This is a genomic window from Stenotrophomonas sp. LM091 (assembly GCF_001806305.1).
GTDB lineage: Bacteria > Pseudomonadota > Gammaproteobacteria > Xanthomonadales > Xanthomonadaceae > Stenotrophomonas > Stenotrophomonas bentonitica_A.
In genome coordinates this window covers 1195638-1220926 of record NZ_CP017483.1, presented here as the reverse complement: position 1 = coordinate 1220926, position 25289 = coordinate 1195638, and the positions used below count along the sequence as shown (strand labels likewise).

General features: G+C 67.5%; 16 protein-coding genes. 10 read left to right on the top strand and 6 right to left on the bottom strand.

From position 1 onward, the window contains the following. Positions 1–163: 163 nt before the first annotated feature. The 4 genes from BIZ42_RS05375 to BIZ42_RS05360 all read left to right on the top strand — a co-directional run bounded on the left by BIZ42_RS05375 (position 164) and on the right by BIZ42_RS05360 (position 5151). A complete protein-coding gene (locus tag BIZ42_RS05375) occupies positions 164–646 on the top strand; it encodes a DUF3574 domain-containing protein (protein ID WP_070425786.1) in 483 nt (160 codons plus the stop codon). A 35-nt stretch (positions 647–681) separates the two neighbouring features. Beyond that, positions 682–1542 carry a hypothetical protein gene (locus BIZ42_RS05370; RefSeq protein ID WP_070425785.1) on the top strand — a complete coding sequence of 287 codons (861 nt, stop codon included), beginning with the start codon at positions 682–684 and terminating at the stop codon, positions 1540–1542. Positions 1543–1626: 84 nt separating this feature from the next. Next, positions 1627–3348: a thiamine pyrophosphate-dependent enzyme gene (locus tag BIZ42_RS05365; protein WP_070425784.1), complete on the top strand. Its 1722-nt coding sequence runs from the start codon at positions 1627–1629 to the stop codon at positions 3346–3348. A gap of 204 nt (positions 3349–3552) precedes the next feature. Continuing rightward, complete coding sequence (locus tag BIZ42_RS05360) at positions 3553–5151, top strand: hypothetical protein (RefSeq protein WP_070425783.1); 1599 nt, start codon at positions 3553–3555, stop codon at positions 5149–5151. A gap of 187 nt (positions 5152–5338) precedes the next feature. Here the strand turns inward: BIZ42_RS05360 and BIZ42_RS05355 are convergent, their stop codons facing one another. After that, the gene (locus tag BIZ42_RS05355) at positions 5339–6049 is read right to left on the bottom strand and encodes a glutathione S-transferase (RefSeq protein WP_070425782.1); all 711 of its coding nucleotides are present in this window, start codon (positions 6047–6049) and stop codon (positions 5339–5341) included. A gap of 114 nt (positions 6050–6163) precedes the next feature. Here BIZ42_RS05355 and BIZ42_RS05350 point away from each other — a divergent pair, with 114 nt between their 5' ends. The 4 genes from BIZ42_RS05350 to BIZ42_RS05335 all read left to right on the top strand — a co-directional run bounded on the left by BIZ42_RS05350 (position 6164) and on the right by BIZ42_RS05335 (position 12728). Continuing rightward, entirely contained in the window at positions 6164–7480 is a 1317-nt protein-coding gene (locus tag BIZ42_RS05350; RefSeq protein ID WP_083279793.1) for a retropepsin-like aspartic protease, read from the top strand. Positions 7481–7585: 105 nt separating this feature from the next. Continuing rightward, entirely contained in the window at positions 7586–10171 is a 2586-nt protein-coding gene (gene clpB / locus BIZ42_RS05345; protein ID WP_046273851.1) for an ATP-dependent chaperone ClpB, read from the top strand. Positions 10172–10295: 124 nt separating this feature from the next. After that, positions 10296–11597, top strand: a complete 1302-nt coding sequence (locus tag BIZ42_RS05340; RefSeq protein ID WP_070425780.1) for an aminotransferase class I/II-fold pyridoxal phosphate-dependent enzyme — start codon at positions 10296–10298, stop codon at positions 11595–11597. Between the two features lie 249 nt (positions 11598–11846). Further along, positions 11847–12728, top strand: a complete 882-nt coding sequence (locus BIZ42_RS05335; protein ID WP_070425779.1) for an AraC family transcriptional regulator — start codon at positions 11847–11849, stop codon at positions 12726–12728. Between the two features lie 6 nt (positions 12729–12734). Here the strand turns inward: BIZ42_RS05335 and ybaL are convergent, their stop codons facing one another. Further along, positions 12735–14438 (bottom strand): YbaL family putative K(+) efflux transporter, encoded by a 1704-nt coding sequence (gene ybaL, locus BIZ42_RS05330; RefSeq protein WP_019186130.1) that lies wholly within the window; start codon positions 14436–14438, stop codon positions 12735–12737. A 259-nt stretch (positions 14439–14697) separates the two neighbouring features. Continuing rightward, positions 14698–17091, bottom strand: a complete 2394-nt coding sequence (locus tag BIZ42_RS05325) for a TonB-dependent receptor (RefSeq protein ID WP_026070238.1) — start codon at positions 17089–17091, stop codon at positions 14698–14700. Between the two features lie 344 nt (positions 17092–17435). On the opposite strand from BIZ42_RS05325, the gene BIZ42_RS05320 reads away from it, so the two are divergent. Then, the gene (locus BIZ42_RS05320; RefSeq protein WP_070425778.1) at positions 17436–19292 is read left to right on the top strand and encodes an ABC-F family ATP-binding cassette domain-containing protein; all 1857 of its coding nucleotides are present in this window, start codon (positions 17436–17438) and stop codon (positions 19290–19292) included. A 107-nt stretch (positions 19293–19399) separates the two neighbouring features. Here BIZ42_RS05320 and BIZ42_RS05315 read toward each other — a convergent pair whose 3' ends face one another. Next, positions 19400–20260 (bottom strand): LysR family transcriptional regulator, encoded by an 861-nt coding sequence (locus tag BIZ42_RS05315; RefSeq protein ID WP_070425777.1) that lies wholly within the window; start codon positions 20258–20260, stop codon positions 19400–19402. Between the two features lie 205 nt (positions 20261–20465). Between BIZ42_RS05315 and blaL2 the strand changes: the two genes are divergently transcribed. Continuing rightward, positions 20466–21368: a L2 family extended-spectrum class A beta-lactamase gene (blaL2, locus tag BIZ42_RS05310; protein ID WP_070425776.1), complete on the top strand. Its 903-nt coding sequence runs from the start codon at positions 20466–20468 to the stop codon at positions 21366–21368. Between the two features lie 205 nt (positions 21369–21573). Here the strand turns inward: blaL2 and ggpS are convergent, their stop codons facing one another. Both ggpS and BIZ42_RS05300 read right to left on the bottom strand, forming a co-directional pair. Next, positions 21574–23886 carry a glucosylglycerol-phosphate synthase gene (gene ggpS / locus BIZ42_RS05305; protein ID WP_019186135.1) on the bottom strand — a complete coding sequence of 771 codons (2313 nt, stop codon included), beginning with the start codon at positions 23884–23886 and terminating at the stop codon, positions 21574–21576. Beyond that, a complete protein-coding gene (locus BIZ42_RS05300) occupies positions 23883–25151 on the bottom strand; it encodes an MFS transporter (protein WP_019186136.1) in 1269 nt (422 codons plus the stop codon). The genes ggpS and BIZ42_RS05300 overlap by 4 nt, the downstream gene beginning before the upstream one ends. Between the last annotated feature and the right edge of the window lie 138 nt (positions 25152–25289).

The window sequence follows — 25289 nt, the reverse complement described above, 5'->3', positions numbered from 1 at the left end:
TCCATCCGGATGAAGCGATATATTATCTTCGCGTGATGTCCCTGTGTGACGCAAGTCCCATCGGGGTGGTTATCAGCAGATAGCGATTGGCGATCTGCGCCGGACCGGGATGTCCGGCACGCTCCTTCCCCCTGCCTGTCCCTGAGTTTCCGGAGAGTTGTCCATGTCGTTCCGCGCCATCCTGATTGCCCTGGTCCTGGCCACCAGCGGCTGTGCCACCGCCGCCCCGGCCGCCAAATCCACCCCGCCAGCCGCCGCCACGGCCACCCTGCAGGGTGACGCCGCGCGCCCGGATGCCGCCGCCGGCTGGGTCCGCAGCGAGCTGTATTTCGGCGTGGGCGAAGAAACCGGCGTGGCCGACCGCCCGCAGACCGAGGGCATCAGTGACGCGCAGTGGCGCGCCTTCCTCGACAAGGAAGTCACCCCGCGCTTCCCGGACGGCCTGACCGTGTTCGATGCCTACGGCCAGTGGCTGTTCCGTGGCGCCCCCGAGCCGAACCGCCTGCGCACCAAGGTGCTGGTGGTGCTGCACGAGAACACCCCGCAGCGCCGCGCCGACATCGAAGCGATCCGCCTGGCATGGAAGCAGGCCACCGGCCACCAGTCGGTGCTGTGGGCGCAGCAGGCGGTTGAAGTATCGTTCTGACCCAGGGCGCCGCAGCGGCGCTGCACGGAGCGATGATGAAACACGGCAATGCGATGCTGGCCGCGGTGTTGATGGGCGTGGCGGCAGCGTCCGCGCACGCGCAGGACGCCGCCCCGGCCCGGCTTCTGCTCGAGGTGGCTGGCGGCGTGCAGGTGCAGGCGACGCTGCAGGACGACGGCGGTATTTCCGTCGTACTGGCCCCGTCGGGCAAGCGTCAGGTGCTGCCGGGGGTGACCGACGCGGACGGCAACGCACGCCTGTCCGCCGAGGATGTCGATTTCGATGGTCACCCGGAGCTGGTCGCGCGCGCCGCGGTCGGCATGGTCAACGAAGCGGTCGCGGTGTACCGCTACGCTCCGGCGCGACAGGAACTGGTGGCGCTGGCGCCCATCGCGAACGACCGCGCGCAGTGCGGTGACCTGATGGGGCTGACGGTGGAGGCAGACAACCGCACCCTGAGCAGCAGCTGCCGCAGCGGGCCGATGTGGTACGTGGATCAGTACCGCTACGACGGCGGTCGCCTGTACCTGTACCGCGCCGAGCGCATGTTGATGCTCGACGATCTGCTCGAGCCTTACGTGTTCGTGAAGCAGACCGCCGACAGCGGTCCCCTGGCGGTCTGGAGCACCTTCGATCCTGACGGCAACGTGCTGGAGACCGCGATCGGCGATGGTCTGGAGGTGCCGCGCGCCGGCTCGCCGCTGCTGCGGATTTCCGGGCATGTGATGGTGGCGCGGCTGCCGTTGTACCGCCAGCCCGGTGATGCCACGACCCCGCGGTATCTGGTGCGCGATGACCGCGTGGAGCTGCTCGATGAGCGCGATGGCTGGGTGCAGGTAAGTTATGACCACCCCACGCGCGGCGCGGTGCTGGGCTGGGTGAACACGCAGCCGTGACCCAGCGCCGGGACGCGTAAACCCACACGAGTGTCACTTGCCCGGGACTAGGCTGACGCTTCCCCCTCGTCGTGGAAGCATGTCATGAGCAAGCGCGTTGCCGAGATCGTGGTTGAGACCCTCCAGGCCGCCGGTGTCCGTCACTGTTACGGCATCGTCGGCGATACCCTCAACTACGTCACCGATGCCATCCATCACAGCGAGATCGAGTGGGTACACATGCGGCATGAGGAAGTGGCCGCGTTTGCCGCCGGTGCCGAGTCGCTGATCAGCGGGCAGCTCACCGCCTGCGCCGGCTCGTGCGGCCCGGGCGGGCTGCATTTCATCAATGGCGTGTTCGAGACCAACCGCAACCGCGCGCCGATGGTGCTGATCGCCAGCCAGGTGGTCACCGCCGAGCTGGGCATGGAGTTCCCGCAGGAAGTCGACTTCAAGGCGGTGTATGGCAGCTGCAGCGTGTTCTGCGAGCAGGTGCAGAGCGCTGAGCAGGCGCGCCGCGTGGTGACGTTGGCGTGCCAGGCGGCGATCAGCCGCCGCGGTGTGGCGGTGGTGATCCTGCCGGCCGACATCAGCGAAGCGGAGGTCAAGCACGATGTGCCGTTCTCGGTGCATTACACCCAGCCGGTGCTGCGCCCGTCGGACGATGAACTGCAGCGCATCGCCGCGCTGATCGGCGAGGGCAAGCGCATCGGCATCTACGCAGGTGCGGGCTGCGAACATGCGCATGATGCCCTGGTTGCGCTGGGTGCCCGGCTCAAGGCACCGATCGCGCATACCTCGCGCGCGAAGGACTTCGTGGAGTACGACAACCCGTACAACATGGGCATGACCGGCATCTTCGGCATCGAGTCCGGGTATCACACGCTGATGGCCTGCGACACGCTGCTGCTGCTCGGCGCGGACTTCGCGTGGGGCCAGTACTACCCGGACAAGGCCATGCTGATCCAGGTGGACCGCGATGGCAGCCATCTGGGCCGCCGGCATCCGGTGAATCTGGGCGTGGTAGGGGATATCGGCCCGACCCTGGAAGCACTGCTGCCACTGCTGCCCGAACGCGAGGACCGCAGCTTCCTGGATGAGTGCATGGAGCACCGCGAGAAGGCGCTGGCCACGCGCGCCAAGGAAGAGCAGCCGGGCGAGGGCGAGCTGATCCACCCGCAGCATCTCACCGCCCTGATCGACCGCCACGCTGCCGACGACGCGCTCTTTACCGCAGATGGCGGCTCGCCGATGGTCTGGATCCTGCGCCATATCCGCGTCAATGGGCGCCGCCGCACGCTGACCAGCCTGCTGCACGGCACGATGGCCAATGCGATGCCGCAGGCGCTGGGCCTGCAGAAGGCCTACCCGGGCCGCCAGGTAATTTCGCTCTCCGGCGACGGTGGCCTGGCGATGCTGCTGGGCGACCTGTTCACCGCCGTGCAGGAGAACCTGCCGATCAAGGTGGTGGTCTACAACAACAGCTCGCTGAATTTCGTCGAGCTGGAGCAGAAGGTCGAAGGCCTGCTGGACAACTACACCGACCTGAAGAACCCCGATTTCGGCCGCCTGGCCGAGGTGATCGGGTTCTACGGACGCACCGTGACCCGCTCGGAGGACCTGGAGCAGGCGGTGAAGGATTTCCTGGCGCACCCTGGCCCGGCGCTGCTGGACGTGCACACCAGCCCGACCGAGCTGGTGATGCCGCCGCAGGTGGAAGCCAAGCAGGTGGCCGGTACTGCCCTGTACGCGGCCAAGGCGCTGCTGAGCGGGCGGGTCGGGGATGTACGGGACCTGCTGGCGAACAACTTCCTCAACAAGCCCTGATCCCCGCGCTCCGGTAGTGCCGGCCGCTAGCCGGCTCCCGCCATTGCCCGAAGCATTCTGAAGGAGCCGGCCAGCGGCCGGCTCTACCCGGACGCAATCGCGTATGCGATGACCCATACATCCCGGCGTTCCATTGATGTGCCTGTTACTGGGGGCGGCGAGGCCCTACCATCGGCTACCCCCTCCCCATGGCCGCCCCCGCGCATGTCCGCCTCCGCTCCCGTCCCCACCGGACGCCCCCGCTGGTTCGTCGCCGGCGATCTCAACGGTTTCTTCGGCCTGGTGGTCGACAACCTGTCCATCCTCGGCTTCATCGCGATGGCCCTGGTCGGCATCTTCCAGTTCCCCGCGGATGTGGTGTTCGGCCGCATGTTCCCGGGTACCGCCTTCGGCGTGCTGGTCGGCAACGTGCTCTACACCTGGATGGCGCGCCGGCTGGCCGCGCGCACCGGTCGCGATGATGTCACCGCGATGCCGCTCGGCCTGGACGCGCCGACCAGCATCGGCATGGCGCTGCTGGTGCTCGGCCCGGCCTTCCTCGCCTTCAAGGGCCAGGGCTTGGCCCCGCACGATGCAGCCATCGCCACCTGGCAGCTGGGCATGGCCTCGCTGGTGATCATGGGCGTGCTCAAGGTGATCCTGTCGTTCTTCGGCGAGGCGGTGACCCGCGCGCTGCCGCGCGCCTCGCTGCTCGGCTCGATCGCCGGCATCGCGATCGTGCTGATGGGCTTCCTGCCGCTGCTGGAAACGCTGCGCTCGCCGGTCGTCGGCTTCGTCACCCTCGGCCTGCTGCTGTACGTGCTGATCGCCAAGCGCAAACTGCCGATCCGCGCGCCCGGCGTGCTGGTCGCCTTCGTCTTCGGCACGATCCTGTATTACGGACTCGGCCTGGCCGGCCTGGGTGCGCCGGGCTTCAAGGTGCCCGAGTGGGTACCGCCGCAGGTGGTGCTGCCCTGGCCGACACTGGGGTTCATCGACGGCCTGCCGACCGCGATCACCTACCTGCCGCTGCTGCTGCCGTTCGGCCTGCTGATGGTGGTCGGTGGCATCAACGTTTCCGAAAGCGCGCGTGCGGCCGGCGATGATTACCGCACCCGCGACATCCTGCTGGTGGAGGCCGTCGCCACGCTGGTGGCCGGGTTCTGCGGCGGCGTCGCGCAGACCACGCCGTACATCGGCCAGCCCGCCTACAAGCACATGGGCGCGCGCAGCGGTTACACGTTGCTGACCGGCCTGTTCGTGGGCATCGGCGGCATGCTCGGGGTGATTTCCGGGCTGGTGCAGTGGCTGCCGCTGGCCGTGCTCGCGCCGATCATCGTGTACGTGGCGATCGACATCACCACCCAGGCCTTCCAGGCCACGCCGCGCGAGCACGCCGGCGCGATGGTGCTCGGCTTCCTGCCTTCGGTGGCCTACCTGCTGGCGATCAAGGCCCCGGGCTGGATCGCCCCGGAACAGCTCGTGGCGATGACCACTACGCTGGACGGGCATGGCCTGCCGGAGCTGGCGGTGATCTTCACCCTGGGCAACGGCTTCATCATCACCTCGATGCTGTGGATCGCGGCGGTGGTGGCGATGATCGATGGGAAGCTGCTGCGCGCCTCCGGGTTCCTGCTGGTGGCTGCGGTGCTGACCCTGTTCGGCCTGATCCACTCGGTGGATCCGCGCGGTGGCATCTATCTGCCGTGGCAGCTGGAGGGCCTGCCGAAGATCATCAGCTGGCAGTTCACCGGCGCGTACGTGGCGCTGGCCGGGTTGCTGGCGCTGTTGTCGCTGCAGAAGCAGCCTTCGGAACGCGCGTAGCGCTGTAGTGCCGGCCGCTGGCCGGCTGCGTTTCATTGTGCTCACGACCAACGGTCGTGAGCTACCGAATGGGGTAGGTCTGCTGCGGAGCCGGCCAGCGGCCGGCACTACCTGCTCACGACCAGCGGTCGTGAGCTACCGAATGGGGGCAGGCCTGCTGCGGAGCCGGCCAGCGGCCGGCGCGGCATCATTGCTCGCCATCCAGCTCCGGGTAATGCCGGAAAATGCCGTTGGTGTTGAACGCCAGGCGCCGTTCCGAGGCGAGATAGGCGGCGATGTTGGGCCGGGTTTCCACCCGGTCCTTCAGGGCGCGTAGCTGCGGCAGCGTCGGCCAAAGGGCCTGCATGCGGCGCGGGAACATGTACTCCAGCCCGCTCAGCAGCTGGAACAGCGACAGATCGACATAGGAGTGCTCGCGCAGCGGATGACGCCCACCGTTGTGCTTGAGCACGTTTTCGAAGTAACCGAGGAACTTGGGCATGCGCTCGCCGCGCATCGACGCCGCGCGCGCCTTGGCTTCGTGTTTCTGGTCGTCGTAGTACTTCGAGGCCGCGATCGGGTGGTGGGTGTCATGCACCTCGGCCACCAGATCGGCGATGGTCAGCTGCAACTGCAGGGCCTGCTGCCGCCGTGAACTGGCATCGGGCACCAGGCCGAGTTCGGGTCCCAGATGATCCAGGATCGCGCCGACCTGGGCGATCACCTGCCGGCCGGTGCGCAGGAATGGTGGGGCAAACGGCTGCAGGCCCTCGACCTTGCCGTCCAGATACGGCTGCATCACGGCATCGCCGTGGACCCGCGCCATATCCGTGTAGCCCGCGCCCGCATCCTCCAGCGCCAGCCGCACGAACTCGCCGCGGCCCTGGATGCCGGTCCAGTAATACAGTTCGTAATGCATGCAGCCACTCCGTGCGGAACCGGTGGCCAGCATGGCCCGCGCAGCCGAAAGCAGGCGTGAGCGCAGCGTGGTTCCCGTGCTAGGGTCGAGCGGGGATGTCGATCGGAGCAGGCGATGCGGATGTGGGCGATGGGCGTGTGCGTGGCGATGTTGCCGGCTGCCGTAGCGGCCGACCCGGTGGCCCTGCACGATGGCTTCGGCTACAGCGATGCAGTGCTGCGTGCGGAACTGACGACGCTGCGCGAGATGAGCGGGGTATCCGGTGCACGCCGGCACCTGGGTGCGGCAGGCTATCACCGCGTCCGTGGTGAGCTGGCCGCCTCCAATCGGGCTGCACGCCAGTGCCTGGACGAAACCCGTGATGCGCCGCCTGCGCTGCAGGGGCTGGCCTTCCTGTGTGAATCCACCTTGGCCGGCAATGCGCTGATCGAGGGCGATATCGCTGGATGGGCGAGCCTGATGCTGCGCGTGCGCGAGGACTACCAGCGCACCATCGTGCCGATGCTCAAGCCCGGCGACGAAGTGCCCGATGTCACCCGCCCGGCATTCGCGGCGTTCACCGCCTGGCCGCGCAGTGCGCCGCCCGTTGCCGAGCGCGAGCAGGAGGTGGCGGTGCCGATCCAGTTCAGCAACGAGCTGCCCTCGGTCACGCTTACCCTGCACGGCACGCGCGACGGCCATCCCGTCAGCCAGGAGGCGGCCTTCATCGTCGATACCGGCGCCCCGCGTTCGCACATCACGCGCGCGCTGGCCGAAACGCTGGGCCTGACAGTGACCGAAAACTTCGTGGTCTCACGCATCATCGACGGCGACATCCAGCAGGCGGGGCTGGCTGCACCGATCGATATCGAGCTGGGCGGGCAGCGGGTGCGCGATGTCTCGTTCAACAGCGAAGCCACGCGCGAGCTCAACCTGATCGGCCTGGATGTGCTGCGCGCGCTGGGACGGGTCCGCCTTTCCCGTGACACGCTGACCCTGCTCGGGACGCAGACTCCAGCCGCCTGCACACGGCGGATGGTGTTCACCTCCTCGTTGTGGGGGCCGTTCCAGCAGGCCCGCTACCCGATCCGCGGTCGCGAAAACACGCTCATGCTGGTCGACACCGGCTTCAATGGGGCATTCCAGATGCGTGGTGCGCCACGCTCGTCGGTGCCGGCCGCCGCAATCCAGCGCAAGAATGTCATCACCACGCGCGGGGCGGAGGACATCGAGTACGCGCCGGCCAGCACGCCATTGCAGGTGGCCGATACCTTGGCGAACATTCCGGTGGATATCGCCTTCCAGTCGCCGGATCTGTTTCCCTCGTCGTGGCGGGTCGGCTACGGCGTCACCGGCGGCTACGACGTGGCGCTGGACCTGCCGGCCGGCATCGGCTGCCTGGTGCCATTGCCGCCCGAACCGCCCCTGCTGGGCCGCCCGCCAGGGGCCTGACGAAGCCTGAATCGGCATCTCATCCACCCTTGAAACACGCCCCCGTAACCGCATCTCAGGGACAGTGCTGGCACGGCCAGCCCCGTTTACATCGAGGACAAGATCATGCGGATGGACAAGCTCACCTCGCGTTTCCAGCAGGCGCTGGCCGACGCGCAGTCGTTGGCCGTGGGCCGCGACCACAACATCATCGAACCGGTACATGTGTTCAGCGCGCTGCTGGACCAGCAGGGTGGCAGCACGCGCCCGCTGCTGGCCCAGGCCGGCGTCAACGTGCCGGTACTGCGCGAACGTTTGAATGAAACCCTGGAGGCCCTGCCCAAGGTCTCCGGGCAGGAAGGCAACCTGTCGATCGGCAACGATCTGAACCGGCTGCTCAACAACACCGACAAGCTGGCCCAGCAGCACGGCGATGCCTTCATCGCCAGTGAGTGGTTCGTGCTGGCCGCGGTCGACGATGGCGGCACCCTGGGCATGGCGCTGCGCGCCGCCGGTGCCGACAGGAAGAAGATCGAAACCGCCATCGACAAGGTGCGCGGCGGCGAGACCGTGCAGTCGGAAAATGCGGAAGACCAGCGCCAGGCGCTGGAGAAATACACCATCGACCTGACCGCGCGCGCAGAGAGCGGCAAGCTGGATCCGGTAATCGGCCGCGATGAGGAGATCCGTCGCACCATCCAGGTCCTGCAGCGCCGCACCAAGAACAACCCGGTGCTGATCGGTGAACCCGGCGTGGGCAAGACCGCCATCGTGGAGGGCCTGGCCCAGCGCATCATCAACGACGAAGTGCCCGAGGGCCTGCGCGGCAAGCGCGTGCTGTCGCTGGACATGGGCGCGCTGATCGCCGGTGCCAAGTTCCGCGGCGAGTTCGAAGAGCGCCTGAAGGGCGTGCTCAACGACCTGGCCAAGAGCGAAGGGCAGGTGATCCTGTTCATCGACGAACTGCACACGATGGTCGGCGCCGGCAAGGCCGACGGCGCGATGGACGCGGGCAACATGCTCAAGCCAGCGCTGGCGCGCGGTGAACTGCACTGCGTCGGTGCGACCACGCTGGACGAATACCGCAAGTACATCGAGAAAGATGCCGCGCTGGAGCGCCGCTTCCAGAAGGTGCTGGTGGGCGAGCCGAGCGTCGAAGACACGATTGCCATCCTGCGCGGGCTGAAGGAAAAGTACGCCGTGCACCATGGCGTGGAAATCACCGACCCGGCGATCGTCGCAGCGGCCACGCTGTCGCACCGCTACATCGCCGACCGCCAGCTGCCGGACAAGGCCATCGACCTGATGGACGAGGCCGCCTCGCGCATCCGCATGGAGATCGACTCCAAGCCGGAGGAACTGGATCGCCTGGAACGCCGCGTGATCCAGCTCAAGATCCAGCGCGAAATGCTCAAGAAAGAAAAGGACGACGCCTCGCGCCAGCGCCTGGCCGATCTGGAAACCGACATCGATGCACTGGAGCGCGAATTCTCCGACCTCAATGAAATCTGGAAGTCGGAGAAGGCGACGCTGCAGGGTGCCACCCGGATCAAGGAGCAGATCGAACAGGCCAAGCTGGAACTGGAATCGGCGCAGCGCCGCCAGGATTTCGGCCGCATGAGCGAGATCCAGTACGGGCAGCTGCCGCAGCTGGAAAAGCAGCTGGCCGCCGCGCAGGAAGTGGAAACCAGTGAGTTCAAGCTGGTCCAGGACCGGGTGACCGCCGAGGAGATCGCCGAAGTGGTCTCGCGCTGGACCGGCATCCCGGTCAACCGCATGCTCGAAGGCGAGCGCGACAAGCTGCTGCGCATGGAAGAGGTGCTGCACAACCGCGTGGTCGGCCAGGAGGAGGCGATCAAGGTGGTCTCCGATGCGGTGCGGCGTTCGCGTGCGGGCTTGTCCGATCCGGACCGTCCCAGCGGCTCGTTCCTGTTCCTGGGGCCGACCGGCGTGGGCAAGACCGAGCTGTGCAAGTCGTTGGCCGAGTTCCTGTTCGACAGCGCCGACGCGATGATCCGCATCGACATGAGCGAGTTCATGGAGAAGCACAGCGTCGCGCGCCTGATCGGTGCGCCCCCGGGCTACGTGGGCTACGAAGAAGGTGGCTACCTGACCGAGGCGGTGCGTCGTCGCCCGTATTCGCTGATCCTGCTCGATGAGGTGGAGAAGGCGCATCCGGACGTGTTCAACATCCTGCTGCAGGTGCTGGACGATGGCCGCCTGACCGATGGCCAGGGCCGCACGGTGGACTTCCGCAATACCGTCATCGTGATGACCTCCAACCTGGGCTCGCACCAGATCCAGGACATGAGCAGCGATGACAGCCCGGAGGCCTACACGCAGATGAAGGCCGCGGTGATGGGCGTGGTGCAGGCGCACTTCCGCCCGGAATTCATCAACCGCCTGGACGACATCGTGGTGTTCCACCCGCTGGACAAGGTGCAGATCAAGCAGATCGCCCGCATCCAGATGCAGGGCCTGGAAAAGCGCCTGGCCGAACGCGGCCTGCGCATCGAGGTCAGCGACGAGGCCTTCCAGCTGCTGGGCAACGTCGGCTTCGATCCGGTTTATGGTGCGCGTCCGCTCAAGCGTGCGATCCAGTCGCAGCTGGAGAACCCGCTGGCGCAGAAGATCCTGTCCGGCGAGTTCCTCAACGGCGATGTGATCCGGGTCGATGCGGCCGAGGGCAAGCTGGTGTTCGTGAAGGGCTGAGCCCCGCGCGCACCGGCGGCCTGATAACCGCTGGGCCTCACACCATGCATGTTCGGCATGAACCCCCGCCTCGGCGGGGGTTTTTTGTTCGGTATCGTCGGCATTCACCTGGAGGCGATGCGCTATGTCCGAACAATGCAGTCCCGAATCACAGTGGCGCGCGGAGACGATCGCGGTGCATGGCGGTTACCGGCCCGACCCCACCACGCGCGCGGTGGCGGTGCCGATCTACCAGACCGTGGCCTACGCCTTCGATGACACCCAGCACGGCGCGGACCTGTTCGACCTGAAAGTGCCGGGCAACATCTACACCCGCATCATGAACCCGACCACGGACGTGCTCGAGCAGCGCATCGCCGCGCTGGAGGGCGGGATCGGTGCACTGGCACTGGCTTCGGGCCAGGCCGCGATCACCTACGCGATCCAGACCATCGCCGAGGCGGGCGACAACATCGTCTCGGCCAGTGCCCTGTACGGCGGCACCTACAACCTGTTCGCGCACACGCTGCCGCAGTTCGGGATCGAAACGCGCTTTGCCGACTACCGCGATCCGCAGGCGTTCGGCGCGCTGATCGATGAGCGCACCAAGGCGGTGTTCGTCGAATCCATCGGCAACCCGCGCGGCAACATCACCGACATCGAGGCGGTGGCAAAGATCGCGCATGCGCATGGCGTGCCGCTGATCGTGGACAACACGGTCGCCACGCCCTACCTGCAGCGCTCGTTCGATTTCGGCGCGGACATCGTGGTGCATTCGTTGACCAAGTACCTCGGTGGTCATGGCACCAGCCTCGGCGGGGCGATCGTGGATTCCGGGCGCTTCCCCTGGGCGGAGCACAAGCAGCGCTTCCGCCGCTTGAACGAGCCGGACGTGAGCTACCACGGCGTGGTCTACACCGACGCCCTCGGGCCGGCCGCCTACATCGGCCGCGCGCGGGTGGTGCCGCTGCGCAACACCGGGGCGGCCATTTCACCGTTCAATTCCTTCCTGATCCTGCAGGGCATCGAGACCCTGGCGCTGCGCCTGGACCGGATCAACGCCAACACGCTGGCGGTGGCCGAACACCTTCAGCGCCATCCCAAGGTGGCGTGGGTCAACTACGCCGCGCTGCCCGACCATCCCGAGCACGCGTTGGTGCAGAAGTACCTGCGCGGCCACGGTTCCGGCGTGCTGACCTTCGGCCTGCCCGGTGGCCGCGCGGCCGGCGCGCGCTTCCTGGACGCGCTGCAGCTGTTCACCCGCCTGGTGAACCTGGGCGATGCCAAATCCCTAGCCACGCATCCGGCCTCGACCACCCACCGGCAGCTGGATGCGGCCGAGCGGGAGAAGGCGGGCGTCAGCGAAGACACGGTGCGGCTGTCGGTGGGCATCGAACACATCGACGACCTGCTCGCCGATCTGGAGCAGGCGTTGGCCAAGGCGTAAGGGCAGGACCCATGGCGGCCGGTGCGGGCCGGCCGCCGTGGGGTTTTTCCATGCGGCCATGGGATTCTCCGCCATGGGGTAGAGCCACGCCATGCGTGGCTGCTTCTTCTTCCGGCGCCGCAGCCACGCATGGCGTGGCTCTACCTGCAGGGTTAGGATCGGCTGACGATCGCCCAACTGCGCAAGATCGGCCACGCGGCCGCCTGTGGAACGACGCACGCTGAGCGTCACCTAGAGAGGGAGCCCGCCATGCGCCGCATCGCCCAGGTCCGCCAGCGCCACGGTATCGATCGCGTCATCGCCCATCTGCAGGCCTGCCTGCGTGCTGGCGATCCCTTGTCGGATCTGGAAGCGCTGGCCGCGATCGCGCACCAGTCACCGTTCCATTTCCATCGCCTGTACCGCGCGCTGACCGGCGAAACGCCCGGGCGCACCGTGGCGCGCCTGCGCTTGCTGCAGGCGCTGCAGCTGCTCGGCCAGGCGGACAGCCGGGTGACCGAGGTGGCCTTGAACGTCGGTTATGAAAGCCCACAGGCGCTGGCCCGCGCCTGTCGCCAGGCGCTGGATGCCACGCCGAGCAGCCTGCGCGAGAATGCCGGGCTGCGCAGCCACTGGCAGCAGCGGCTGGCGCTGCCGGCGGGCGATCACGCCGACGGGACGGTGCCGTTGCAGGTCACGGTGACCACGCTGGAACCCTTCGATGTGGTAGCGCTGCGCACGCAAGGGGTCTTCGATGATCTGGATCAGGCGTTCGGCGAGATCTTCACCTGGGCCGCCGAGCAGGGCTGGGTCGAACAGCTGCAGCAGCTGATCGGCATCGCCCGGACGGACCACCGCGATGCGCCGGCGCAGGAATGCGTATTCGATTGCGCAATGGGCTTCGGGCGCACGCCGCAGGCGCTACCGACCCCGCTGCGTGCGCTGACGCTGGGCGGTGGCACGTATGCCGTGCTGCGCCATGTGGGCAGTTACGCGGGCCTGGAAGCGGCCACTGATGCCCTGCTACGCGCCTGGCTGCCCGACAGTGGTCACACGCTGCGCGATGCAGAGCTGTACTACCACTACCTGGATGACCCCGAACAGGTGCCCGAGGCCATCCTGCGCGCCGATATCTGCGTGCCGGTGGGGTAGCGGCGGTCAGACCACCGGAATGCTGTGCTGCTGCCCCATCGTGCGGTACGGCGGGGTGGACATCACCATCTCGGCCAGCGAGTAGGCCAGCTCGCGCTCGGCCATGACCGTGCCATCTGCGCCGTGGGCGAGCAGGTGCTTCACCTCGGCATCGCTGTGTGCGCGTGCCAGCAGGGTCAGGCCGGGATTGAGCGCGCGCAGCTTGGCCAGGGTCTCACCGGCTTCCAGCGGCTGCGGAATCGCCAGCACGGCGATCTTGGCGCGCTCGGGGTGTGCTTCGGCCAGCACGCGATCAGAGGCCGCGCTGCCACGGATGCCCGGCAGGCCGGCCGCATGCGCCTCGGCGACGTGCTCCTTGTTGTCGTCGATGATCATCACTGGCACGCCACGGTCGCGCAGGACCTGCGCCAGCGCGCTGCCGACGCGGCCGTAGCCGATCACGATGGCATGGTCGTGCAGGTCCAGCGAGGGGCCGGGCGGCAGCTCGGTCTCCACCGCAGTGGGGGTGGTTTCCTGGTTCTTCAGCAGCCAGCGGTCGAGCAGGCCGAACACCAGCGGGTTGAGCATGATCGAGATCAGCGCGCCGGCCAGTACCAGGGCCTGGCCGGTCGGCGGCAGGATCTTCAGGGTCACGCCGAGGCCGGCGATGATGAAGGCGAACTCGCCGATCTGCGCCAGGCTGGCCGAGATGGTCAGCGCGGTACCGGTCGGGTGGCCGAAGGCACGCACGATCACGAACGCGGCGGCAGACTTGCCGAACATGATGATCGCGGCGGTGGCCAGCACCTGCCACGGGTGCTCGATCAGGATGGCCGGGTTGAACAGCATGCCGACCGAAACGAAGAACAGCACCGCGAACGCATCGCGCAGCGGCAGGGAATCGTTGGCGGCCTTGTGGCTCAGCTCCGATTCGTTGAGCAGCATGCCGGCGAAGAACGCGCCCAGCGCGAAGGAGACGCCGAACAGCATCGCCGAGCCGAACGCCACGCCCAGCGCGATCGCCAGCACCGCCAGGGTGAACAGCTCGCGCGAGCCGGTACCGGCGATGCGTTCCAGGATCCATGGGATCACCCGGCGCCCGACCACCAGCATCACCGCCACGAACAGGCCCAACTGCACGAAGGTCCAGCCGATGCTGGCCAGCACGCTGCCGACGGTATGGGTTTCATTGGCCGCATCGGGGCCGAACACGCCAGCCAGCACCGGCATCATCACCAGGGCCAGGACGCAGGCCAGGTCTTCCACGATCAGCCAGCCGATCGCGATCTTGCCGCGCGTGGTTTCCAGCAGGCGCCGTTCTTCCATCGCGCGCAGCAGCACCACGGTACTGGCGGTGGCCAGCGAGAAACCGAACACCACGCCGTAGATCACCGGCCAGCCCATCAACGCGGCCAGGCCCCAGCCGAGCAGCGTGGCGACCAGGATCTGGCCGATCGCACCCGGGATGGCGATCGCTTTGACCTCCATCAGGTCTTTCAGCGAGAAATGCAGACCGACCCCGAACATCAGCAGCATCACGCCGATCTCGGCCAGCTGGTTGGCCAGGGCCTGGTCGGCAACGAAGCCGGGGGTGAACGGGCCTACGCAGATGCCTGCAATCAGATAACCGACCAGGGGAGACAAACGCAGCTTGTTGGCCAGCGCGCCGAAGATGAAGGCGAGCCCAAGGCCAACGGCAACGATGTTGATCAGGTCGGTGTCATGGTGCATCGGGGCTCGCAAAGATGGGGGGTGCCCCGATTTTCACCGATGCGGCCGGTCCGGGCAAACATCCTTGCTCGCAATGCTGCTATGTCCCCGTGGTCAGGTCATGTGCTGTCCGGGACAGCGAAGGCGCGCTGCGATGAATGCGCAGATCCCGGCATTTCGGCGGCCCAAACGCACATGCCCCGGGGGACCGGGGCATGTGCGTTTTTCAGGCGGTGACCGCGATGTTCGGTGGTGCCGGCCAGCGGCCGGCACTACCCTGTTACCACTTGTAGGTCACGCGGCCGTACACGTAGGCACCATTGAACCCGTAGGGCGAGTAGTTGCTGTACGGCAGCATGCCCCAGGTGGAGTTCTGCAGGTCCACGGTGCGGTCGGGGTACTCGTCCAGGATGTTGTCCGCACCCAGGGTCAGGGTCCAGTTCTCGCTGGGCTTGTAGCTGGCCGAGGCATCGAGCACCCACGAGGCGTCGTAGGTCTGGTCACGCAGGGCGGTGGCCGAGTTGCGCACGGTGAACGAGCCGTAGCGCGTGGCGGCCAGGTTGAGGTCCCAGCGGTCCGAACGCCACGTGCCGCTGAGGATGGTCTTGTCGCGCGGGTAGCTGTCTTCGATGCGGCCGATCTCATCGCGGCCGATCAGCGACTGGGTGATGCCCAGCGCGCCGAACACCGCCGGCGAGGCGATGAACTTCTTCACCTCGGTCTCGTTGTAGCTGTAGGCCGCGGTCAGTTCCAGCGAACTGGCCGCGAAGGGGATGGTGTAGCTGGAGACCGCATCCACGCCGCGGGTGCGGGTGTCCACGCCGTTGGTGAAGTAAGAGAACGCCGTGACGCCCGGCAGCCCCAGGTTGGACAGCAGCGCATTGGCGGCGTCATTGGTGGTGATGTTGGTGGACAGCACGATGCGGTCATCGATGTCGATCTGGTACGCATCCACGGTCAGGTACAGCCGGTCCACCGGCTGCAGCACCAGGCCCAGGCTGTAGGAGGTCGAGCTCTCGGCCTTCAGCGGGCTGGCGCCCAGCGCCTGCGCGGCCGGGCTGGTGGTCGGGAAGGTGCCGCGTTCGACGAACACGCCGTTGACGATCGTGCTGGTCACCGCCTGGTAGCTCTGCTGGGCCAGCGACGGCGCGCGGAAGCCGCTGGACGCCGTGGCGCGCAGGGCAACCTTGTCGGTGAAGGCATAGCGGGCGGAGAGCTTGCCGGAGAACTTGTCGCCGAAGTCCGAGTAGTCCTCGTAGCGGCCGGTGACACCGGCGGAGAACTTGTCGCTGAGGTCGGCTTCCAGGCCGGCGTAGACGGCGTAGTTGTCGCGGTCGGCGTCCACGGCGTTGAGCGGGGTGAAGCCGCCGAAGCCCTGCGCACCGCTGCCGGTGTAGGAATTCAGTTCACCGGCCGATTGCTCCCACTTCTCCTTGCGGTACTCACCGCCGAAGGACAGCGTGACCGGGTAGGCCAGGCCCCAGTCCAGGGTCTTGGTCACATCGGCATTGACGATGTTCTGGGTGTACTCCAGCGCGCCGTCGTAGAACGAGCGCGGGCTGTTTACGCCGAGCGCGTAGTTGATGCTGTTGCGGGTGTGGAAATCGATCTTGTTGGCGCCGTAGTTGTAGCTGACATCCCAGTTCCAGCCGCTGTCCGTATCGCCCTTGACGCCGGCGACCAGCGAGCGGTCCTTGGAGTACTGGTTGATCTCCGGCACGAACCCGTCCGGGTAGGTCTGCGCCAGCAGCGCGCCCTGGCTGAGGTGGTTGCGCGAGCGGTAGAACGCGAACGAGGTGATGTCACGGTTGCTGGCCATCGCCGTGGCGTAGGCCGAGACGTGGTCGCTGAACTGGAAGCTGGCGTTGGCCGAGGCGGCGGTCGCATCCACCTGCGGATCGCCGACCACGAAGGTGGTCTGGCCGATGCTGGGGAAGTTGCTCGTGTTCGGCGTGGTGCCCTGGTAGGGACCGGCGCGGTTGCTTTCGTCCTGCTGGATGATCTGGCCGGCCACGTGCACGCTGCCACGGCCGTCGGCGAAGCCGATGCCGGTATCGCCGGAGAGCTGGTACTTGTTGCCGTCACCGGCCGAGTACTGGCCGGCATCCAGCGCCAGACTGCCGCCGGAGGACGATCCCTTGAGCACGATGTTGATCACGCCGGCGATGGCGTCCGAGCCGTACTGCGCCGAGGCGCCGTCGCGCAGCACTTCCACGCGTTCGATCGAGGCGATCGGAATCGCGTTGATGTCCACCGCCGAGGAGCCGCGGCCGATGCTGCCGTTGACGTTGATCTGGGCCGAGGTGTGGCGGCGCTTGCCGTTGACCAGCACCAGCACCTGGTCAGGGGAGAGGCCGCGCAGCTGCGCCGGGCGGATGCCGCTGGTGCCGTCGGTCAGGGCCGGGCGCGGGAAGTTCAGCGAGGGCAGGGCGCGGGCCAGGGCCGTGGCCAGTTCGGTGGTGCCGGTGGACTGCAGCGCCTCGGGGGTGATGATGTCGATCGGCGACTGCGACTCGGCCACGGTGCGGTCGGCCACGCGGGTGCCGGTGACGATGATGGTGTCCAGGGTGTTGGCCGCCGTGCGGGCGGGTGCATCCTGGGCGGTAGCGGCGAAGCTGGACATACCGAGCGCGACAGCTACGGCGGCGGCGAGCGTACTGGTCTTGCGGTTCATCAGGATGTGGCTCCGGTAGTGGCGGTGCTGCACCAAAGCGACATCACGACATCGAGGATCGGGTCTGCGAAGGCGGTTGTTGCGGTGCGCAATAGACGGATTAACGGGATATTCATCGCTTGTCAAATGTTTGCCGTTTTCGCAAAAAACGTTGCAGCAGCAACCATTTACGTGAGGCAGGGGATTCGACAGGAGGGTCCCGGGGAAGCGCGGGCAGGGTCGTGGGAGAGAGAAACGAGGCCTGCCGCGCATCCCGGGGCCCGTCAAGTATTCGTTAACGCTAGAATTACGTCGCAGGAAAGGTGCTCACGAGCACATTCCATTCCGTTATATGGACCCCCAAGATGATCTCCCTTCGTAACTTCGCCTTGCGCCGTGGCGAGCGGCTGCTGTTGTCCAATGTCGACCTGACCCTGCACGCGGGGTACCGCGTGGGCGTGGTCGGCCGCAACGGGGCCGGCAAGTCCAGCCTGTTCGCCGCCGTGAAGGGTGAGCTGGAGGCGGACAAGGGCGACGTCGATCTGCCCGGCAAGATCCGCATCGCCAGCGTGGCCCAGGAAACCCCGTCGCTGCCCGACCCGGCGCTGCAGTTCGTGCTGGAAGGCGACACCGAGGTGGCCGCCGTCATGCGTGAAGAGGCTGCGGCCGCGGCACGTGAAGACTGGGAAGCCGTTGCCACCGCCCACCAGCGCATGGCCGAGATCGGCGCCTATGACGCCGAAGCGCGCGCCGGCAAGCTGCTGCATGGCCTGGGCTTCCCGGCCGAGACGCACTCGCGTGCGGTCTCCTCGTTCTCCGGCGGCTGGCGCGTGCGCCTGAACCTGGCACGCGCGCTGATGATGCCCAGCGACCTGCTGCTGCTGGACGAACCGACCAACCATCTGGATCTGGACGCGGTGTTCTGGCTGGAGCAGTGGCTGCTCAAGTACCCGGGCACCCTGCTGCTGATCTCGCATGACCGCGAGTTCCTGGACAACGTGGCCACCCACACCCTGCACCTGCACGGTGGCGGCGCCAAGCTGTACGTTGGCGGTTACACCGATTTCGAGCGCCAGCGCGCCGAACAGCTGCGCCAGCAGCAGCTCGCCCACGAGAAGGAACAGGCCGAGCGCGCGCATCTGCAGAGCTTCATCGACCGCTTCAAGGCGCAGGCCAGCAAGGCCGCCCAGGCGCAGAGCCGCATGAAGCGCCTGGCCAAGCTGGCCGGCACCGAGGCCGTGCGCGCCGAGCGCGAATTCCGCATCGAATTCGCCCCGCCGGCCAAGCTGCCGTTCTCGCTGATCCGCCTGAACCATGTCGAGGCCGGTTACGGCGCCGATTCGGTGATCCTGCACAACGTGGGCTTCGGCCTGGAGGCGGGCCAGCGCATCGGTCTGCTCGGCCCGAACGGCGCCGGCAAGACCACGCTGGTGAAGACCCTGGTGGGTGAGCTGGACCCGATCAGTGGTGAGCGTGCCGCGCATCCGGACCTGCGCATCGGTTACTTCGCCCAGCACACGGTGGAATCGCTGCACGAAGGGCAGTCGCCGATGGAGCACTTCCGCGACCTTGCCCCGGACGCGCCGAACCAGTCCTTCCGCGATTTCCTCGGCAAGTGGAACTTCGCCGGTGACCGCGCCTTCGAACCGGTGGATGGCTTCTCCGGTGGCGAACGCGCGCGCCTGGCGTTGGCATTGATCGCCTACCAGCAGCCCAACGTGCTGCTGCTCGACGAACCGACCAACCACCTGGACCTGGAAATGCGCGAAGCGCTGGCTGAAGCGCTGGCCGACTTCGAAGGCGCGATCGTGATGGTCTCGCATGACCGCCATCTGATCGGCCTGGTCTGCGATACCTTCTGGCGCGTGGCCGATGGCGTGGTGGAGCCGTTCGATGGCGATCTGGATGCGTACGCGGCCTGGCTGCGGTCGCGTCCCGCCGCGCAGGGCACCAAGCAGAAGATGGCCGCGGCGGCTCCGGAGCCGGCACCGCCGACCCCGCCGCTGCCCGCGCGTAAGCCCGCCAACCCGCACAAGCTGGCCGCCGCTGAAGCCAAGGTCGGCGAACTGGAGGCGCTGTTGGCCGACCTGGACCGCCAGCTGGCCGATCCGTCGAACTACGCCGATGCGACCCGCATGGCCGTGCTCGGGCGTGATCGCGAAGCGACCGCCACCCTGCTCAGCAAGGCCGAGCAGACGTGGATGGAGTTGCTGGACGCCTGATCGGGGCGGGCGATGCGGCACGCTGGTCGTGCCGCATCCCGTGCAGATCCACGCCATGCGTCGATGAGGTGCGTTCCGACGTTCGGCCATCCGCGCATGGCGTGGATCTACCGGGCTGCCAGCCATTCCCGGAACCGCCGCGCCGCATCACTCTCGGCGCGCGAGCGAAGCCGCGTCAGCCAGTACCGCCCCAGCTCCAGCGTCTGCGCGAAGGGCTGGATCAAGCGGCCGTGGGCCAGATCCTGCTCGAACATCTTCAACGGCAACAGCGCCACGCCGGCGCCTGCGGCGGCGGCACTGGCCAGCGTCAGTGACGAATCAAACACCGGGCCGCGGGCGTCCAGTTCCGGCGCGCCTGCCGCCTGCAACCAGCGCGGCCATTCGTCGCTGCGATAGGAGCGCAACAGCTGCACCGTGGCCAGATCGCGGGGATGCCGCAGCGAGCGGGCCAAGGCCGGCGCGCACAGTGGCGCGAACGGTGCATCCAGTACGGCGTCGCTGACCTGCCCCTGCCAATCGCCATCGCCGAACCGGATCGCCAGGTCCAGCCCTTCACCGGCCAGATCGATGCGGTTGTTGTGGGTCTGCAGGCGCAGCTCGATATCCGGATGGCGCGCATTGAAATCCCCCAGGCGCGGCAGCAGCCAGCCGGTGGCGAAGGTGCCGACCACCCCCACGCTCAGCACCTCGCGGAAATGCCCGCCGACGAACCGGTCCAGGCTCACCGCGATACGGTCGAAGGCCTCGTTGAGCACCGGATACAGGCGCGCGCCCTCGTCGGTCAGTGCGACGCCACGCGGCAGGCGGGTGAAAAGCGACACCCCGAGCCGGTCCTCCAGTGCCCGGATCTGATGGCTCAGCGCAGCCTGGCTGACGCACAGCTCCAGCGCGGCGCGGGTGAAGTTCTGGTGCCGGGCAGCGGCCTCGAAGGCGCGCAGGGCATTGAGCGGCAGCTGGGGGCGGAGCATGGGCGAGCCGTGAGCAGGGATGATGCATCATCGCACCGCGGGGCGGTGCCGGCACGCCAATCGCCACGGATACACCAGATTTCGTGGGGTTGGGAGGCGTGCTTCAGTCGGTGGTATTAGGTGAGCTGATGGCTCCCGATGAAAATCCTCGCTGGTGGCCGGCGCGCAATCTGCCAATACTCGGGCCTTCGCCAAGGAGAACCCCATGATCGCTCGACGACAGTTCCTGCAATGGACCGGCGCGGCCGCCGCCTCGGCGCTGGCCGCCACCGCCTTGGCCAAGACCGCGCTGCCCTCGCCGAAACCCGCCGTCGCAGCGAAGGACTTCGCGGCGCTGGAAGTGGCGAGCGGGGGCCGCCTGGGCGTGACCCTGCTCAACACCGGCACTGGCTGGCGTACCGGCAACCGGCAGGACGAACGTTTCCCGATGTGCAGTACGTTCAAGTTCGTATTGTCCGCGGCGGTCCTGCATCTGGCCGAGCAGGGCAGGCTCTCGCTGGACCAGCGCATCCCCGTGCGCCAGCAGGACATGCTCTCGCATGCGCCGGTGACGACGCGACACATCGGCAAGGATGTCACCGTGCGCGACCTGTGCCGGGCAACGATGATCACCAGCGACAACCCTGCCGCGAACCTGCTGCTGGGGGTGGTCGGCGGACCGGCCGGGGTGACCGCGTTCCTGCGTGCCAATGGCGATGCGGTGACCCGCAATGATCGGCTCGAGCCGGAGGTGAACCGCTTCACTCCCGGCGACCCGCGCGATACCACCAGCCCGGCCGCGATGGCGGCCAGCCTGCAGCGCTTCGTGCTCGGTGATGTGCTGAAGCCTGCCTCGCGGCAGCAGCTGGCGGATTGGCTGATCGACAACGAGACCGGCGATGCGCGGCTGCGTGCCGGGTTGTCCAAGGCGTGGCGGGTGGGCGACAAGACCGGCAGCAACGGCGAGGACACCACCAACGACATCGCCATCCTGTGGCCGCTCGCCGGCGGTGCGCCGTGGGTGCTGACCAGCTACCTGCAGGGCGCGACGGTGGACGATGCCGGCCGCAACGATGTGCTGCGGCAGGTGGCCGTGATCGCCGAAGGCATCATGCAGCAGGCCGGGTAGGCGATACCGCCCGGGAGGCACCGACCGTTGGTCGGTGCGAACAGGGTAGGCACCAACCGTTGGTCGGTGCGAACAGGGTAGGCACCGACCGTTGGTCAGTGCGCACGCCGTAGTGCCGGCCGCTGGCCGGCACCCCATGGAACCGGCATCGCCCGCAGCCGGCACCGCTTGGAGCCGGCCAGCGGCCGGCACTACCGTTCCCGCGTCAGCCTTCGGATTGGCTGGTGCGCACGGCCTCCAGGAACTCCCGGCCCCAGCGATCCACGTCGTAGTACTCCACGCTGCCGAACAGCTGGCGCATGCGTCCGGTGGCTTCCTCGTCGGGCATCGACAACGCCTGCAGCAGGCCAGCGGTGAGGTCGGCCGGGTCATGCGGATTGGTCAGCACCGCGCCCTTCAACTCGGCCGCCGCCCCGGCGAATTCGCTGAGCACCAGCACGCCGTTGCTGCCCTCGATCCCCTGCGTAGCCACGAACTCCTTGGACACCAGGTTCAAGCCATCACGCAGCGGGGTGATCCACATCACCTGCGCGGCGGCGTAATGGGCCACCACTTCTTCGAACGGCAGCGCCTGGGCGAAGAACCGCACCGGGGTCCAGTCCAGCCGCGAGAAGCGCCCGTTGATCCGCCCCACCGCCTGCTCGATCTGGTTCTGCAGCGTGCGGTAGATGGTCATCTCGCGCGCGGCCGGCACGCAGATCATCAGCAGGGTGACCTTGCCCTGGCGGTCCGGGTGCTGTTCCAGCAGGCGTTCGAACGCCTCCAGCTTGGCCAGCGTCCCCTTGGTGTAATCCAGGCGCTCCACCGAGAGCACCAGCTTGCGCGCGCCGATCTCGCGGCGCAGCTTGAAAATGTCGTTGCGCACGTCACTGCGTGCGAGCACGTTGTGGATGCGGCGCAGGTCGGTGCCGACCGGATGCGCACCCAGAGCGACTTCGCGATCGCCCACACGCAGGCGCGTGGTCATCGTGTCCAGGCCAACCGCGCACCCGTAGGTGAGGAAGCGCGGGGCGCAGCTTTCCCACGCCAGGCGCTCGGCCGGCATCGCACCGCGGACCACGTCCACGAAGTTTTCCACCTGGCGCGGAATGTGGAAGCCGATGTAATCGCAGCTGAGCAGGCTGCCGATGATCTCGCGGCGCCACGGCACCACATTGAACACATCGGCCGAAGGGAAGTAGGTGTGGTGGAAGAAGGCGATCTTCAGGTCCGGGCGCAGCTCGCGCAGCGTGGCCGGCACCATCCACAGGTTGTAGTCGTGGATCCACACCGTCGCGCCATGCGCGGCTTCGGCGGCAGTGGCCTCGGCGAACTTGCGGTTGACCTTCAGGAACACCTGCCAATCTTCCTCGCGGAACTTGGCGCGCTCCCAGAACACATGCAGCATCGGCCAGAACGCTTCCTTGGAAAAGCGCTTGTAGAAGATGTCCACTTCCTGCTTGCTCAGCGGCACGCGCGCGGCGGTCAGGGTCGGGTAGCGCTCGGCATCCACCGGCAGGTGGGTCTGGAACGGGCCGCGCTTGGGCTCATCGATGCCCCAGGCCACCCAGGAGCCTTTCTGGCCGCCTTCGAAGAAGCTCAGCAGCGAGGGAATGATGCCGTTCGGCGAGCGCGGCGGACGCTGCACCAGCACGCCGTCTTCCATGACTTCATCGAAGGGCAGGCGGTGGTAGACCATCACCAGGTCCGCCCCGTCTGCGCGTGCCTGCGCCGGCGGGCGCAGGAAGGGATCGTCATCGGCAAGCAGGTGGAAATGTTCGATCGCTTCGAGAATGCCGCCACACCCCGGTGCCTGCGCGTGGAAGGTGTGGTCCAGATCGGCGGTGGCGGCGGTCAGTGCCGGCTCGGAATCGCCGACGCACACCCCGCGGAAACCGGAGGTGTACATCGACAGGTCGTTGAGGGTGTCACCGGCCACCAGGATGCGGTCGCGCGGCAGTTCCAGCAGGCGCGCAAGCGCGGCCAGGGTGCGGCCCTTGTCGGTATCCGGCGGCAGGATGTCCAGATAGCGGTCGGCCGAATACAGCACATCGCAGCCCAGCGCCTGTGCGGCCGCCTGGATCTGCGAGCGCAGTGGCGCCAGCGTGTCGGGATCACAGAAGTAAGAGCAGCGGCGTTCCTGCGGCACGTCCTGGCGCTGCAGCGCGGTGAACGGACGCATCGCCGCGGCGACCACCTGCTCACCCGGCCAGTGCGCGTCGATCATCGATTGCAGGGGCTGCAGCGGCTGCAGGGTGTGGCCATCGACGACGGTGGCGCCGACATCGCAGACCACGTAGTCCGGGCGCGGAATGGCCGGATCGGAAAGCAGGGGCATCACCGCTTCCAGGCCGCGGCCGGTGATGAAGATCAGGCGGATGCCGGGGTGCTGGTCGACCAGCCGGTAGAGCCGATGGCGCGCGGCGGCATCGCCGGCGAGGAAGGTGCCATCCAGATCGGTGGCAAGGATCAGTTGCGGTGCCGGCGGCGCCGGCGGTGTACGGGTTGGAGTGAGGGAGGTCGGTGTCGAAACAGTCAATGCACTTCCTTATCGGAGTCAGAGGGGAGGGGGGTATCGGGATCCGGCGGTGCGGTGTCGGTCTCGGGCATGAGCTCAAGGGCCGAGGGCGTGGTGCGCAGCATCAGCCGGAACCCGACCGGATGCGTGCGCAGGCGCTGGAAACTGAGCAGGCGCGCGGTGGTGAACAACGCCAGCAGCATCAGCACCACCGCGAAGTACAACGGCAGCGCAGGCGCGCCAAAGCGTTGCATGGCCGCACCGGCCAGTGCCGGGCCAAGCGCAGCGCCCACGCCATGCACCAGCAGCAGGCTGGAGCACCCGGACAGCAGGTCTTCGCGTGGCAGGTAATCGAGCATGTGCGCCACGGCGAAGGGATACAGGGCGAAGGCCAGCCCGCCGTAGAAGAAGAACAGGCCGAACAGCAGATGGGTCTGCAGCTGGATCATCGGCAGCGACGCCACGACGGCGATGCCGGCCGCAGCCAGGCTGAGGGCGACCAGCCCGGTGCGGCGGTCATGCCCGTCGCTGATATGGCCCAGCGGCCACTGCAGCAACGCGCCACCGGCGATGGCGGTCAGCATGAACAGGGCCACGCCATTGCCATCCAGGCCGACCTCGCCGGCGTACACCGGCAGCAGGCCCCAGAACGCGCCCATCGCCAGCCCGGATAGGCCGGCGGCAACGGTCGCCACCGGCGCCATCGCGTACAGGCGCGCCAGTTTCAGGCGCGGCACCGAGGGAATCTCCGGCGGGCGCAGCCGCGTGGCGGTGACCGGCAACACCGCCGCGCAGACCAGGATGGCGGTGAGCATGAACATCGAGGTCGCGCCGGCGTCGCCGAGCATCAGCAGCACCTGGCCCAGGGCCAGTGCCGAGAGATTGACCACCATGTAGAGCGAGAAGGCGCGGCTGCGCAGCCGGGGGTCGGGCTCGGCGTTGAGCCAGCTCTCGATCACCGTGTACAGGCCGACCAGAGCGATGCCGGTGAGGATGCGCAGTACACCCCAGCCCACCGGGTTGATCCACAGCGGGTGCAGCAGCACCGCGATGGCGGCGAGGGCGGCAAAGAAGGCAAACGCACGGATATGGCCGATGCGGCCGATCAGCGAGGGGGCGAAGAAGGTGCCGATGAAAAACCCGGCGAAATAGCCGGACATCACCAACCCCAACGTGCCGGCACCGAAGCCGGCTTCACCACCGCGCACCGCCAGCAATGTCCCGAGCAGGCCGCTGCCGGTCAGCAACAGCGCCACACCGGTGAGCAGGGCGGTCAGCCGCAACACGCGTGCGTCCTTCGTGGGGAAGAAGGCGAACGAATCACGTGACCGACCATAACACAGGGGCAATGAAGCGCTGGTTGCAGCGGCGCGGATGCGTTGGCAACCCTTTCTGTCGCATCAAGCGCGGGGTTTGCGCTGCCC